Origin of the sequence: Ensifer sp. R-19, assembly GCF_049905105.1 — a bacterium.
Classification (GTDB): domain Bacteria; phylum Pseudomonadota; class Alphaproteobacteria; order Rhizobiales; family Rhizobiaceae; genus Ensifer.
The window spans coordinates 240,461-254,567 of the sequence record NZ_CP184570.1 but is presented as its reverse complement, the minus strand read 5'-3'; the positions used below and the strand labels follow the sequence as shown (position 1 = coordinate 254,567).

Below are 14,107 nucleotides of genomic sequence, written 5' to 3'. Positions count from 1 at the left end.
AGAAACCGAGGGCCATCAGCCCAGCGAATACACGACGGCGCATCTACGCTTGCCGCTCCTTAAAGACCTCAAGACCCGTATCCGCTGCCGAGGTCATTTGCAAGACCGCTTGCCGCGTCGCAACCGCAACCTTTTCCTGCAACCCTAAGTCGTCAACGAGTCGTTCGATGGCGCGACGCCAAGCGTCAATGGCGTAGGGCATTCTCAATTCATTCGTTTCTGTTGAAGGGCCGTACGCCTGCCCGTCGGAGAACACACCCGCCGCCCGGTACCGCGCCACGTCGATGCGTTTCGTCGGTGCGCGGCTGTCGTTTACATGCGATGGAGCCAACGGAACGAGCATGATGTGGATGCGGCGCCCGTTTGCGTCGGCCAGATACTCCGTCCAAGGCATCGGTTCCCGGATCTGCACGCGCTCGAGGCCCTGCCAGATCGCCTTGGCACGCCGATCGGCGAACACCTCGAATCGAGCTTGTGGGCGTTCACGCAGAACCTCTTCAATAATTGGCCTGAGGAATCGGTGTTCCTCCAGGTGTACCCCCGTCGCGTGATAAGCGATCAAGACATCCCGGTTTGACTGACCAAGCTGATCGCCATCACGCCCCTCCGCTTGCCAAAGCGCCCTCGGCGGCGCCGGGGGCAACACCATGGCATTTGAGTCCGCCAATATCGAGGCGAGGTGCGGTGTCGAAGCCCAGACGATATCGAGATGCTGGTTTAATCGGCGAAGCGGCCAAAGAGCGCGATACCAGAGGAATAGGCGATAGAAAAAATCTGCGTCCTTGCCCGTCACAACCGCGGGGATGTCGTCGTCGAGGAACAGGCCCACGCCGGAGAGGCGTTCCGCATTTCGCTCGATCCAGCGCAAAACGGATGGGGAGGCGTAGCGACACAGGATAGCGAAGGCTCCATCCGCATCCAGAGCCGGCGTTTCCCGACCGCGAATATCCGCCACCTCATACGGTGGCATGTCCGGTGCCTGAAGGCGCGCGGCGAGGTAGTAATCGAAGGTCGGGTTCGGTATCCGCCCAAACACGATGATCCGCTTCACCGGCCGCCTCGGATGGCCGGTAGCACCTTCCCGCAGCCGCGGCTGAGGCAACCGCCGCTCGATCCAGCGCGCCAGTCGTTCGCGCGCGCTGCTCAAGCGCTCGACCTCGGCGCGAGATCTCGCGGACACGCTTCGAGAACGAATTCTTCGGCGATAAGCGAGAGGTTCGGATTGTAGTATGGATCGGCTTTCAACGTATCGCTCCAGCGCTCATGCATGGCTCGCTCCTCCCCCGCAAAGCGCTGAAGCTTCTGCGGCGTGTCGTCGGCTCCACGCGAGACGCTCTCTCTATGCAACATTGCCGCCTTCGGCGTCCAGACAATACGGAAGCCCGCTTTTCGTAGCTTCAGGCAGTAGTCCACATCATTGAACGCGACGGTCAATTCTTGCTCGTCCATGCCGCCAAGGCGGTGCCACAGGTCCTTGCGCGTCAGCAAACATGCCGCAGTGACAGCCGACATGTCGCGCCGTTGCCGGAGAAGCCCCCTGTCGCCGCCGTCCTTCGGGTCAAGAAAGTGAAAACTGTGCCGCGCGACTGTACTCGCACCGAGCGTAACGCCCCCGTGCTGAACGAAGCCATCGGGAAACAAAAGCAAATTTCCGGCGGCGCCGACCGCTGGATCATCAAGCTCACCTGCCAAGCACTCGAGCCACTGGCAATCAATTGGTTCAACATCATTGTTCAACAAGAGAATGAGGTCATGCCGGGCGGCGTCGACGCCGACATTGCAGGCGCGAGAGAAGTTGAAAGCTCCGGGAAGAGGTATCCGACGGATGAGTCCTGATTGCTCATACCGCGAGAACAACGCCAGTGTGGCTGGTTCGGCGCTATCATTATCGATGACAATGACGTCAAGATCCGCCGGGGCTGTGTTCTCGAAGAGACCTTTCAGACAGGCCTCAAGCAAGTCGGCCCCGTCACGCGTCGGAATGATGACACTGACTGCCGGGCGTTCCCGTTTGGGCTGAATAATCGTCTCGCGACGGTCGCGCCGACGGCACGATGGTCCTCGATGCAACAGAACTCTCGGCAGATGCATAATCGTTCCGGACGGTACCTGAGCTATCGCGAGGACAATTTCGGCGGTGGATGCGCTTTGCAGAGAGACGCCATCGGGGATGCTGGCCAAGCGAAGAAGGGCGCCTTCCAGGGGAAGCCATCCCGAGCGGGCGAGTGGCTCATTCCAGGCCGGCTTGAAGAAGGGGGTAACACGCGCGCCGAGGGCGTCGATCTGATCTTCGTCGCAGTAAACGACCACGACGTCCGTAGAGAATGCAAACGGACGCGCCAATCGCTCCAGGGCCTTTGGGGCGACGCGCATTCCTGCCGGAACGCGTAGCCATAAGAGATCGTCGGTCGGCTCGCCTCGCTCCAGCAACTGGTCGATCTCTGCTGCGGACGCTTCCTGAAAGTCTCGCCATGTCTGGGTTTCGAGTGACTGCCGCGTCTCCACGACAGCGGTCGCATCGGTTCCTTCGATCGAAACGAGGATCCTCAGCCTTCGCGGCCACGCAAGCGCATCGTCTCCCGTCTCGCTCGCCTCCGCCAGCGCTTGGGCTTCGACCCAAGCCCGATAGTCTGGGGCGGAAAGGGCGTCGCATTGCCGAACGAACCGAAACTCGGCTCCCTTTCGGTTACCCGCAAGGAACAGTCTGATAATCTGCAGGAACGCCAGGGTTCGCCGGAATGCGATCAGGAGTGCCGCCTCGGCGAGAGACAGACGGCGGATCGTGATCTGCGGTTCAGTGCTTGCTGAATCGTTTGCGGTTGCGACGTCAGGCACCAAAGCCACAGCTTCAAGCTGCACGGGTGTCCACCCGTAGAAGCGTCCCCGCCCTCGCCGATCGACGAGGAAGGAACGGAAGACTGTGTCAGGGGTTCTGTCACGGCGCTTAAAGGCAAGCTGTGGGCGGCGACCAAGGCGATTGTCGGGATCGCAGACCGAAATCGTAATCGGTCGATCCGCGTATTGGACGGGTCCACGCCTCAACGCGACCTCGATTTCATTCTGCGATGGCTCGACCATCTGCTCCAATCCATCACCGCCTGGCGGGTATTCAATTCTCAGTCGAGCCATTGCCATCGCAGAAAAATGGATTGGAACGCAAGCCGCCTCAGTCGGTAGCAGAGGTCTCAGCCGCTCCCGTCACCGTGGACGCCTTCCGCAGATTGAGCGCCGGCGCCTCCCCTTCAAACGCCTCCACACGCCGATCATAATTCGGCGCGACAGTTCCCATCACGCGGTCCCAGAATGAAAAGTAGTTCGCGTAGTTGTATTTGAACTCGGCGTGGTGCTGATCGTGGTAGGTGGTGCAAAGCATCGGAGAGGGATACCGCGCCGTTCGTGAGGCGAAATATTCGAAGCCTGCATGGCCGAAGGTGCCGTTGATCTGGTCGAACAGCCGGTGCGCCAAGAGAATGATCGGCGGGAACGGGACGAGGAAGACGACCACCGCGTAATAGCCCTGAGACAGCGCCGTATCCACGAGGCCGATCGAATCGTTGCTCCAGGCCGTGGGCGCGACGCTGCGGTGGTGGAGCACGTGGTATTTGTAGAAAAGCTTCGTGTGCAGCAGGCGATGGGCGAAATAGAACCAGGCGTCGAAGAGCACCATGCAAAGTACGAAGAGCGGAACGGCCGTCCACCAGCTGAAGGACCAGGGCGAGAACAAGGTCCAGCCCTGATATTGGGCAAAGAGACCGATCGCAACGGACGTGCAGGTGACGAGGATCGAGGCCATGCTCTGGCGGATCTCGATGGCCTTGCGCTTCTCGCCGCGCCGCCCCTTCTGGATGCGGCGTTCGGGGTTGCGGTCGTTGAGCCAGGTGATGCCGTAGCCCAAGATGAAATACAACAGCACGGTCGCCGCATAGATCGCGGCAAGCAAGGCAACAAAGGTGAGACTGTCCTGGAGAAGGGCGCTCAAATCGGGATCCGTCGCGGAGATAAGTTGAATTGGTGCGTGGACTATACCAACCGCCCTCTCCGGCGCAAGTCGTTCGGTCCTAGCCGCGCTCGAGCTCTGTCAGAAACGCGCCCAGTTCCGCCTCTTCGATGCCGATGAGATGCCGCTGCTGCGGATAGACCCCGGACCGGACGTCTTCAGCAAACTCCGAAAAGGCGGCAATCCGCTCCCGCTGCAGGCGGTCATACTCGGCAGCGAAGTTTCGATAAGTCTTGGCATGGCGCGGCACGTGGCCACGATTGCTGCCGAGCACGTCATCGGCGAACAGATACTGGGCGTCGCAGCCCGCCCCCGCCCCCATCGACAGCATCAGCATCGAGGTTCGCGCGCTGATCGCCGATGCGACGTCGCCAGGGACGACCTCGATTTCGGCAGCAAAGGCTCCAGCTTCCTCAAGCGCCTTCACCTGCTGCCAGATCTCCAGCGCGCTTGCCGCCGTCTTGCCGACTGCGCGGAACCCACCGGTCCAGGTGGCCTTGGAGGGGATGAGCCCGACATGGCCGCAGACCGGAATGCCCTCTTCCCGCATGCGCCGGACGGTCGAAAGCCCGGCAGCGCAATAGACGGCATCGCCGCCGGCCTTCAGCGCCTTGAATGCCGCACGGATGTATTCTTCCGCCGAAACGTAGTCGCCATACTCAAGTCCGGGAAAGGCAAAACAGGTCGGCGCCACTTCCCGAAACTGCGGCCCCAGAAGTGCCGGCGGCACGGAGACGAGGTCGATGCCGGCAGCTTCCGCCGCTTGCGCTTCGTCAAGCGTTTCCACACGCAACATGGTGAGCTGGCGCTTGCCCTTCATCGAAAGGAGGTCGGCAACAGTCGGGCGGCGGCTTTTCATGGGAAGTCTCCGATATCAGTGATCAAGTAAGGGGTAGCAAAAGGCTCTCGCACTAGGCGGCAAGCAGGGCCTTGAGTTTGGTTTCCGGCGAGATGAGCGCCTGAGGGTCGGGCCGCTTTCCGGCCGCGATCAGCATTTCCGCCAGCCGGATATCGCGCGCGACGGCATTTCCCTGGCCGATGCCGGAAGCGGCAAGCAACCGCCCAGTGTCGTCGAGATGGAAAAGAATGAAAGCCCCGTCTGCGAGATCGCGCCGCACGGTCACAGTCGCGCCGTCTGCAAGTCCGGCAATCTGCAATGTCAGGTCATATTGGTCCGACCAGAACCACGGCACGCTGGTGACCGTCTCACTCGCACCCAGCAGATTGCCGGCGACGAGTGTTCCTTGGTCCTGCGCATTGCGCCAGGCCTCAAGACGCACGCGGCGGTCGCCATAGTGACAGAGCGGATAGGAGCAGCAATCGCCGGCCGCGAATATGTCGGGATCCGAAGTCCTGAGCGTCGCGTCGACGGCAATGCCATTGTCGAGCATGAGGCCAGCGGCTTCTGCCAGTTCCGTGTTCGGCGATGCACCGATGCCAACGACCAGGAAATCTGCATCGACCGATTGTCCGTTCGCAAGCAGGATACGCACGCCGTTCTCATTAGTATCGATGCGATCGATTTTCGTGTCGCAACGTATGTCGACGCCTTCCGTGCGGTGCCGTTCTGCGACGACGGTCGCGATCTCAGCCGGCACGCCGCGTGAAAGGATGCGTGGCAGCCCTTCGATCAGGACGACGTCTGCACCGAGGCAGCGCGCCGTTGCCGCGAGCTCCAAGCCGATAAATCCGCCACCGATGATGGCAAACCTCCGCCCGGGCAGAAGTTCGCGGCGGATTTCTTCTGCGTCGGCATGCGTTCTGAGCGTGCGAACGCGCCGAGACACATCACCGGTTCCCGCTATCGTTCGCGCTCGGGCGCCGGTCGTCAGCAAGAGCCGATCATAGGCAATACTGCCGCCGTCGACGAGTTCCACGCGCTTGGCGACTCGGTCGATGGCCTTGACTGGGGTATCGGTCAGTACGTCGATCCCTGAAGCAGCGTAGCGCTCGGCATCGGCGACATATTTCGGTTGAAGCTGATCCTTAAGGCCCTCCTTCGAAAGCGGCGGTCGTTCATAGGGAAGATGCGGCTCGGCGCCGATCAACGTGATTGAGCCGTCGTAGCCCCGCTCCCTCAGGGCAAAGGCGGCTCTTGCGCCACATTCACCGGCACCAACAATGACAATTCCACCCATCTCAACCTCCCTGCCCGCTCTTGCTGAGTTCTTCGCGTTGAAGCCGCGATCAAGCGATCGCGATGAACACGCTTCCTGACTCGACCTTCACTGGATAGGTCTTCAGGTTGACGCAGACCGGGGCGCCCTTGGCCTGGCCGGTCTTGTAGTTGAAGCGACCGTTGTGCTTCGGACATTCGATGATGTCGTCCATAACGAGGCCATCCGCCAGATGGATGTGCTCGTGCGTGCAAAGCCCGTCGGTTGCGAAGAATTCGTCGTCAGGACTCCGGTAGACCGCGAAGGTGCGCCCTTCGTGATCAAATCGGATGACGTCTTCCTCATCGATTTCGTTCGCCGCGCAGACTTCGACCCAGCTTCCGCTCATGACTTTCTCCCATTCCTAATTTCGTTGGCTATTCGGCTGCATGCACGATCGCGTCGCTGTGAAACTCTTCCCGATAAGGCTTCGCCGTCGCCGGCAGTTCGCGCTTCAAGAAATGGTCCTCATTGCGCAACTGCCGCAGGAAGGCCGGGATCATCTCGCGATAGCCATGCAGCATCGACGGGTTCGGCTCTGGCAGATCGTGCTTGATCATGGCGTGAAGCTTCGGCAGCGCGTGATAGGGCACCATCGGGAACATGTGGTGCTCCACATGGTAGTTCATGTTCCAATAGACGAAGCGGCTCACCGGGTTCATGTAGACCGTGCGGCTGTTCAACCGATGATCCGTGACGTTGTCGGCAAGACCGCCATGTTGCAGCAGCCCGGTCAGCACATGGTGCCAGGCGCCGTAAAGCCGCGGCAGACCGATCAACATCAGCGGCAGGATCGAACCGAGGTAGAGCGAGAGCGCGATCGTTGCGGCGTAGATGGCAAACCAGATGCGGGCAACGAGGATCGCCTTCGGCTGTTCCATTTCCGGGATGAATGTCGCTTCCTCGGAACTGATGATGCCAAGCGTGTTGCGAACCATGTCGACCATTGCATGCCAGACATCGAGAATGCCGAAGAAGTTCAAGACCAGGCGCAAGAGATCCGGCGGCCGCATGACGGCGATCTCAGGATCGCGGCCGACAATGACCGTGTCTGTGTGGTGGCGGGTGTGGCTCCAACGCCAGGTGACGGGATTGCGCATGATCATGAAGCAGGCGATCTGGTAGACGGCGTTGTTCATCCACATCGTCTTGAACGCGGTGCCATGCCCGCATTCGTGCCAGCGACTATCGGAGGCCGAGCCGTAGAGAACGCCATAGGCGAGGAAGAACGGAGCGGCCCACCAGGTGCCCCAGAAGGTGATGCCGAGCCCACCGAAAAGAACGAGGCAACCGAGCCAGATCACGGTATCGCGGATCGCGGGTCCGTTCTCACGCTTCATCAGTTCCTTCATCTGCTTGCGCGGGATCTCCGTGTGATACCACTCCGCCGCTGAGAGGCCGTTGGCGACAGCCGCCTGGGCATCGCGCCCAAGCAGACTGTAATCTCGCTTCGTTGGAACCATCGCCATTTGCTCTCCTCCCTGCGATCCGGCCAGTTTGACCAGGAGCGTCCGATGTCGTGCAATGACGATAGGTTGACTTTTGCTAGGTCTCAATGCAGCAATGATATATTCTCTCAAATGATGTCATCTGACGCATATCATCTGTGATGCAAACCTATCAGGAGAAGCAATGAGCAACCGTCCGACCATTGCCGACCTTGCGCGGACCGCCGGTGTCAGCGTCGCGACTGTCGATCGCGTCCTAAACGGACGGCATCCGGTGCGAGAGGAGACTGCGCGCCGTGTCTACGAGGCAGCCAAGTCTATCGGCTACCACGCGGTTGGCCTCATCCGGCAGCGCGTCTTCGAGGACCTGCCGCAGTACAGACTTGGCTTCGTGCTGCAGAAGCCGGAGCAGTCGTTCTACAAGGCGGTTGCAAAGGAGATCGAAACCGCGGCGCTTTCGCTGTCAAACGCACGAGTTTTCGCCCAGGTCGACTTCGTAGCAAATTCGACACCAACGGCGATTACGGAAAAGCTTCGTGCGGCTGCGGCGCGAAACCAGGCGGTTGCGCTCGTTGCTCCTGATTATCCGGCGGTGACGGCCGCGATCGAGGAGTTGAAGGAGCGCGGGATCCCGGTTTTCTCGCTGCTTTCGGACTTCGCGGCTGGCGTGCGTGAAGGTTATGTCGGGCTCAATAACCACAAGGTCGGCCGTACCGCGGCATGGATGATCGCCAAGGCAGCCAAACGCCCCGGCAAGGTCGCCGCCTTCGTCGGCAGCCATCGCTTCCTCGGCCACGAACTTCGAGAGATTGGGTTCCGCTCCTATTTTCGTGAACATGCACCGGACTTCGAAGTGCTTGATACCATGGTCAATCTCGATACGGCCGAGATCACGCACGAGGCAACACTGAACCTTTTGCAACGCCATCCGGATTTGATCGGCTTCTACGTCTGCGGCGGGGGCATGGAAGGTGCCATCTCTGCGATCCGCGAGGAAAAGCTGGAAGGCAAGCTTATTGCCGTCGTCAACGAATTGACGCCGGAGTCCCGGGCGGCCCTCGGAGATGATGTCGTCACGCTGGCGATCTCAACCCCAACAGCGACGCTTGCGCGCGAAACGATCAATCTGATGATCCAGGCGATCGACAAAGGTCCGACGGGCGCCCCTGGGCAAACCTTCCTTCCCTTTGATCTCTTCACGCCAGAGAATATCTAGCGGGATATGATAGAATTCCATCATTGACGAAAGACAATGTTGCGGCAATGCAAGTCCTTTGAGCCACTCGCTCTTTGACTGTCCTCCAGCAGTTGGTGAAATGTCTGCGACGCTGTAAATGGAATGAACGTTCTATTTGCAAAGCGTGACCCGTCCCACTGGAGGAGACATTCCCGTGACAACCCTGCCCTTCGCCCTCAATCATATGACCACGCCCGGTCTTCCGCTCGGCGCCTTCTTCGAACTTGCCAAATCCCTCGGGATCTCCTCCGTCGAGATCCGCAACGACCTTTCCGGCAATGCCATCATCGACGGCACGCCGGCCAAGGATGTAGCGGCTATCGCCAGTCGCAATGGCATTACGATTATCTCGATCAACGCGTTGCAGCGCTTCAACGAGTGGAATTCGGATCGTCAGAAAGAAGCCGGAGAGCTGATAGCCTATGCGCGCGATTGCGGTGCCAAGGCCCTCGTCCTCGTGCCCGTCAACGACGGCTCCGGCCAGGCGGACGGCGAGCGACAGGCAAACCTTCGTGAAGCGCTTGCCGCACTGAAACCGATGCTCGAATCGGCCGGAATTATCGGCCTTGTCGAGCCGCTGGGCTTCGAAATCTGCTCGCTGCGCTCGAAGACGGAGGCTGTCGAGGGGATCAAGGCGGTCGGAGGAGAAAGTACCTTCCGACTGGTGCACGATACGTTCCATCACCACCTCGCCGGCGAACCCGCAACCTCTCCTGAGATGACCGGGCTCGTGCATATTTCCGGCGTAACCGACGGTCGGGTCGCCGTTTCCGATCTGCGCGACTCGCATCGCGTTCTGGTCGATCAGGATGACGTTCTCGACAATGTCGGCCAGATACGGCGCCTGCGTGCCGAGGGCTATAGAGGGCCGCTTTCCTTTGAAGCGTTTGCCGCCGAAGTCCACGCGGTCGCCCATCCGGCGGCTGCGATCAGGCAGAGTGTGGACCACATTCAAACCCGGATCTGATCCGCCGCGGCCTGGCTGCGGGAAAACGATGCGTGGCGCCGCATCAGGTCTTGACGACGCCCCCATAAAATGGAATACATATTCCGTAATTGCAATTTACTGGTTCGTTTATTCCGTTTTATCCGAAGGCGTAACGGGAGTGACGCTTTCGATGTGAATGAGCGCAATCCGACAAGGATTTCGCTCCCGGCAGGAGAAGGTGTCGCCGGGCACCATTGTGGAGGAGAGAGACAATGAAGAAATTCGTGCTGGGTACAGCGCTGGCCGTGATGATGTCGACGGCTGCGCATGCCGAGACCATCGGCGTGTCGATGGCCCTTTTCGATGACAACTTCCTAACGGTCTTGCGCAACGGCATGTCCGATTACGCCAAGACGCTCGACGGCGTCGAACTGCAGATCGAAGACGCGCAGAACGACGTTTCGAAGCAGCAGAGCCAGATCCAGAACTTCATCGCAGCCGGCGTGACCGCCATCATCGTCAACCCGGTCGATACCGATGCGACGGCAGCCATGTCGAAGATTGCCGCCGACGCCGGCATTCCGCTCGTCTACGTCAACCGCGAGCCGGTCAACGTCGACACTCTGCCGGAAAAGCAGGCTTTCGTCGCGTCGAACGAACAGGAATCCGGCACGCTGCAGACGCAGGAAATCTGCAAGATGCTTGGCGGCAAGGGCAAGGCCGTCGTCATGATGGGCGAACTGTCCAACCAGGCCGCCCGTATGCGCACGAAGGACATTCACGACGTGCTCGCGACCGACCAATGCAAGGGTATCGAGATCGTCGAGGAGCAGACGGCCAACTGGTCGCGTACGCAAGGGTCGGACCTTCTGACGAACTGGCTCTCCGCCGGACTTGAGTTCGATGCGGTCATCGCGAACAACGACGAAATGGCGATCGGCGCGATCCAGGCGTTGAAGGCCGCCGGCCGTTCGATGGACTCCGTCGTCATCGGCGGCATCGACGCAACGCAGGATGCGCTTGCCGCCATGGCTGCGGGCGATCTCGACGTGACGGTGTTCCAGAACGCCGCCGGCCAGGGCAAGGGTTCGGTCGACGCCGCCTTGAAACTCGCCAAGGGCGAGGCGGTCGACAAGAAGGTCTACATTCCCTTCGAGCTGGTGACCAAGGAAACCCTCGACAAGTATCAGGCCAAGAACTGATCGCCTGCAGCGGGAGCGCAGGATCACCTGCGCTCCCGCTCAAATATGCAAGTCCCGCTGCGGATGTCTGCGTCCTTTTGGATGCGACCTGCGATTAAATGGGCTGGTGACCCGCCAGCGATGAGGACTTTTCCGCGACAGCCGGAAACGACGGGGGAGGCAAGGAACATGACGCTCAGTCCGACAACGATGGCAGCCGTGCGCGCCAGCGGCGCCGTACCGAAGGCCGAATATCTTCTTTCGGCGGAAGGCATCCGCAAGGAATTCCCGGGCGTCGTCGCCCTTGACGACGTCGAATTCAAGTTGAAGCGCGGCACGGTCCATGCGCTGATGGGTGAAAACGGCGCCGGCAAGTCGACGCTGATGAAGATCCTCGCCGGCATCTATACGCCCGACAAGGGCGACATCAGGTTGAAGGGCGTCGACATCCGACTGAAATCGCCGCTCGACGCACTCGAAAACGGCATCGCGATGATCCATCAGGAACTGAACCTGATGCCGTTCATGACGGTCGCGGAAAACATCTGGATCCGCCGTGAGCCGAAGAACCGCTTTGGCTTCGTCGACCACGGCGAGATGAACCGCATCACCGCCCGGCTGTTCGATCGCCTGAAGATCAAGATCGATCCGGAGATTGAGGTCCGCCATCTGTCCGTTGCGAGCCGGCAGATGGTCGAGATCGCCAAGGCGGTCTCCTATGAATCCGACGTGCTGATCATGGACGAACCGACCTCGGCGCTGACCGAGCGCGAGGTCGCGCACCTCTTCGAGATCATCCGCGACCTGCGCGAGCAAGGGATCGGCATCGTCTACATCACCCACAAGATGAACGAGCTGTTCGAAATTGCCGATGAGTTCTCGGTGTTTCGTGACGGCAAATTTATCGGCACCCATGCCTCGAGCGACGTCACCCGCGACGACATCATCCGCATGATGGTCGGCCGCGAAATCACCCAGATGTTCCCGAAGGAGGAAGTGCCGATCGGCGATGTCGTCCTTTCGGTAAAGAACCTGGCGCTCGACGGTGTCTTCCGCGACGTCTCCTTCGATGTCCGCGCCGGCGAAATCCTCGGCATTGCAGGCCTCGTCGGCTCCGGCCGCTCCAACGTCGCCGAGACGCTCTTTGGCGTGACACCGGCAAGTTCCGGCACGATATCGATCGACGGAAAAACCCTTTCAATCAATAGCCCTAACACTGCAATCAGGCACCGAATGGCGTTCCTCACCGAGGACCGCAAGGACACAGGCTGTCTTCTGATCCTCGACATCCTCGAGAACATGCAGATTGCCGTGCTGCAGGATCGCTTCGTCAAAGGCGGCTTCGTCACCGAAAAACAGATCACCGCCGCCTGCGAAGAGATGAGCCGCAAGCTGCGCGTCAAGACGCCGAACCTGCAGGAGCGCATCGAGAACCTCTCCGGCGGCAACCAGCAGAAAGTGCTGATCGGCCGCTGGCTGCTCACAAATCCGCGCATCCTGATCCTCGACGAACCGACGCGCGGCATCGACGTCGGCGCCAAGGCGGAAATTCACCGGCTCGTCACCGAACTCGCGCGAAACGGGGTCGCCGTCATCATGATTTCTTCGGAAATGCCAGAGGTGCTCGGCATGAGCGACCGCATCATGGTCATGCACGAGGGCCGCGTCACCGGCTTCCTCGACAGGGCGGAAGCAACCCAGATCAAGGTCATGGAGCTCGCCGCGAGTTGAGCGGGAAGCGACCCGACGAAAGGGAGGAATGAAAATGGATACCAATGTCGCCGCACAGGGCGCGAGCACATCGCTTACCGGCGCAAAGCGCCGCCTGCCCCCCGAATTCAACATCTTCCTCGTATTGATCGGCATTGCGCTGGTTTATGAGGTTCTTGGCTGGATCTTCGTCGGCCAGAGCTTCCTGATGAACCCACAGCGCCTGACGATCATGATCCTGCAGGTCTCGGTGATCGGCATCATCGCCGTCGGCGTGACCCAGGTCATCATCACAGGTGGCATCGACCTTTCCTCGGGCTCCGTGGTCGGCATGACGGCGATGATCTCGGCAAGCGTCGCCCAGGCCTCCACCTGGCCCCGAGCGCTCTATCCGTCCCTGACCGACATGCCGGCGATCGTTCCGATCGGGCTTGGCGTTAGTATCGGCCTCCTCGCAGGCTTCATCAACGGCCAGCTCATCGCCCGCACCAAGATCCCGCCCTTCATCGCGACGCTCGGCATGATGGTGTCGGCACGCGGTATCTCCAAGTGGTACACCAAGGGCCAGCCGGTCTCCGGCCTCACCGAGCAGTTCAACTTCATCGGCACCGGCATCTGGCCCGTCATCGTCTTCCTCGTCGTCGCGATCATCTTCCACATCGCCCTGCGCTATACCCGCTATGGCAAGTTTACCTATGCGATCGGCGCCAACGTTCAGGCAGCCCGCGTCTCGGGTATCAATGTCGAAGCACACCTCATCAAGGTCTATGCCATTGCCGGCATGCTGGCGGGCCTCGCCGGCGTCGTCACCGCTGCCCGCGCCCAGACCGCACAGGCAGGCATGGGTGTCATGTACGAACTGGATGCGATCGCCGCGACCGTCATCGGCGGCACGTCGCTCACCGGCGGCGTCGGCCGCATCACCGGCACGGTGATCGGCACCATTATCCTCGGCGTCATGACTTCTGGATTCACCTTCTTGCGCGTCGACGCTTACTACCAGGAAATCGTCAAGGGCCTGATCATCGTCGCAGCCGTCGTCATCGACGTCTACCGACAGAAAAACCGCAAGAAGGCTTGACGCTCAAAAGAATAACCCTCCTCCCAGTGAAGCCAACTGGCCGGGATGATGAAAATCATCCCGGCATTTTCTTTTTCGCCGGCAGGTATTTCGTCCGCCATATGCCGTTTTCCACATATGCTTGGCGCGCAGAGCTGCCCCGGCGCGAGCGCTCTGGCAAAATCCCCGCCAATGCACTATACGACAGGCGTCCAAAACTATCGGAGACTTATCATGTTGTCGCAGCGCAAGCTTGCGAGCCAGTTTCATCCGCGTTTCGTTCTACAGCTTTGGAACGCGATGCTGCGGGTACAGACCCGCGAGACAGCTTCCCTCTTCGGCCACCGCGGCCGCTAAGCAAACAATCGAAAATGCCGCAACCATTTTGGG

Annotated in this window: 13 protein-coding genes; 6 read left to right on the top strand and 7 right to left on the bottom strand. The window is 60.3% G+C overall.

What is annotated here, in order from left to right; all coding sequences use genetic code 11:
- Positions 1-43: 43 nt before the first annotated feature.
- The 7 genes from ACN9MO_RS20610 to ACN9MO_RS20580 form a co-directional block, all read right to left on the bottom strand.
- Positions 44-1,147, bottom strand: coding sequence for a hypothetical protein (locus ACN9MO_RS20610; protein WP_425987499.1), 1,104 nt, complete (start codon positions 1,145-1,147; stop codon positions 44-46).
- Entirely contained in the window at positions 1,144-3,078 is a 1,935-nt protein-coding gene (locus ACN9MO_RS20605; protein ID WP_425988301.1) for a glycosyltransferase family 2 protein, read from the bottom strand. The genes ACN9MO_RS20610 and ACN9MO_RS20605 overlap by 4 nt, the downstream gene beginning before the upstream one ends.
- A gap of 88 nt (positions 3,079-3,166) precedes the next feature.
- Positions 3,167-3,979 (bottom strand): sterol desaturase family protein, encoded by an 813-nt coding sequence (locus ACN9MO_RS20600; protein ID WP_425987497.1) that lies wholly within the window; start codon positions 3,977-3,979, stop codon positions 3,167-3,169.
- A gap of 79 nt (positions 3,980-4,058) precedes the next feature.
- Positions 4,059-4,856 (bottom strand): 3-methyl-2-oxobutanoate hydroxymethyltransferase, encoded by a 798-nt coding sequence (locus tag ACN9MO_RS20595; protein ID WP_113736879.1) that lies wholly within the window; start codon positions 4,854-4,856, stop codon positions 4,059-4,061.
- Positions 4,857-4,908: 52 nt separating this feature from the next.
- Complete coding sequence (locus ACN9MO_RS20590; RefSeq protein WP_113736878.1) at positions 4,909-6,135, bottom strand: FAD-dependent oxidoreductase; 1,227 nt, start codon at positions 6,133-6,135, stop codon at positions 4,909-4,911.
- Positions 6,136-6,184: 49 nt separating this feature from the next.
- Positions 6,185-6,502, bottom strand: coding sequence for a MocE family 2Fe-2S type ferredoxin (locus ACN9MO_RS20585; protein ID WP_113736877.1), 318 nt, complete (start codon positions 6,500-6,502; stop codon positions 6,185-6,187).
- Between the two features lie 28 nt (positions 6,503-6,530).
- Positions 6,531-7,622 carry a fatty acid desaturase family protein gene (locus tag ACN9MO_RS20580; protein WP_113736876.1) on the bottom strand — a complete coding sequence of 364 codons (1,092 nt, stop codon included), beginning with the start codon at positions 7,620-7,622 and terminating at the stop codon, positions 6,531-6,533.
- A 163-nt stretch (positions 7,623-7,785) separates the two neighbouring features.
- Here ACN9MO_RS20580 and ACN9MO_RS20575 point away from each other — a divergent pair, with 163 nt between their 5' ends.
- The 6 genes from ACN9MO_RS20575 (at position 7,786) to ACN9MO_RS20550 (ending at position 14,074) form a co-directional block, all read left to right on the top strand.
- On the top strand, positions 7,786-8,817 hold the full coding sequence (locus ACN9MO_RS20575; RefSeq protein ID WP_113736875.1) for a LacI family DNA-binding transcriptional regulator: 1,032 nt from the start codon (positions 7,786-7,788) through the stop codon (positions 8,815-8,817).
- A gap of 175 nt (positions 8,818-8,992) precedes the next feature.
- Positions 8,993-9,805, top strand: coding sequence for a TIM barrel protein (locus ACN9MO_RS20570; RefSeq protein WP_113736874.1), 813 nt, complete (start codon positions 8,993-8,995; stop codon positions 9,803-9,805).
- 233 nt (positions 9,806-10,038) lie between these two features.
- A complete protein-coding gene (locus ACN9MO_RS20565) occupies positions 10,039-10,968 on the top strand; it encodes a sugar ABC transporter substrate-binding protein (protein ID WP_057251408.1) in 930 nt (309 codons plus the stop codon).
- Between the two features lie 168 nt (positions 10,969-11,136).
- Positions 11,137-12,678, top strand: coding sequence for a sugar ABC transporter ATP-binding protein (locus ACN9MO_RS20560; RefSeq protein ID WP_113736873.1), 1,542 nt, complete (start codon positions 11,137-11,139; stop codon positions 12,676-12,678).
- 34 nt (positions 12,679-12,712) lie between these two features.
- Positions 12,713-13,738 carry an ABC transporter permease gene (locus ACN9MO_RS20555; protein WP_113736872.1) on the top strand — a complete coding sequence of 342 codons (1,026 nt, stop codon included), beginning with the start codon at positions 12,713-12,715 and terminating at the stop codon, positions 13,736-13,738.
- A 213-nt stretch (positions 13,739-13,951) separates the two neighbouring features.
- Positions 13,952-14,074, top strand: a complete 123-nt coding sequence (locus ACN9MO_RS20550; RefSeq protein WP_425987491.1) for a hypothetical protein — start codon at positions 13,952-13,954, stop codon at positions 14,072-14,074.
- The last annotated feature ends 33 nt before the right edge of the window (positions 14,075-14,107 follow it).

Coding starts and splice junctions, on each gene's coding strand:
- ACN9MO_RS20605 (WP_425988301.1), bottom strand. CDS start 3,078: ATGGTCGAGCCATCGCAGAATGAAATCGAGGTCGCGTTGAGGCGTGGA.
- ACN9MO_RS20595 (WP_113736879.1), bottom strand. CDS start 4,856: ATGAAAAGCCGCCGCCCGACTGTTGCCGACCTCCTTTCGATGAAGGGC.
- ACN9MO_RS20590 (WP_113736878.1), bottom strand. CDS start 6,135: ATGGGTGGAATTGTCATTGTTGGTGCCGGTGAATGTGGCGCAAGAGCC.
- ACN9MO_RS20585 (WP_113736877.1), bottom strand. CDS start 6,502: ATGAGCGGAAGCTGGGTCGAAGTCTGCGCGGCGAACGAAATCGATGAG.
- ACN9MO_RS20580 (WP_113736876.1), bottom strand. CDS start 7,622: ATGGCGATGGTTCCAACGAAGCGAGATTACAGTCTGCTTGGGCGCGAT.
- ACN9MO_RS20575 (WP_113736875.1), top strand. CDS start 7,786: ATGAGCAACCGTCCGACCATTGCCGACCTTGCGCGGACCGCCGGTGTC.
- ACN9MO_RS20565 (WP_057251408.1), top strand. CDS start 10,039: ATGAAGAAATTCGTGCTGGGTACAGCGCTGGCCGTGATGATGTCGACG.
- ACN9MO_RS20560 (WP_113736873.1), top strand. CDS start 11,137: ATGACGCTCAGTCCGACAACGATGGCAGCCGTGCGCGCCAGCGGCGCC.
- ACN9MO_RS20555 (WP_113736872.1), top strand. CDS start 12,713: ATGGATACCAATGTCGCCGCACAGGGCGCGAGCACATCGCTTACCGGC.
- ACN9MO_RS20550 (WP_425987491.1), top strand. CDS start 13,952: ATGTTGTCGCAGCGCAAGCTTGCGAGCCAGTTTCATCCGCGTTTCGTT.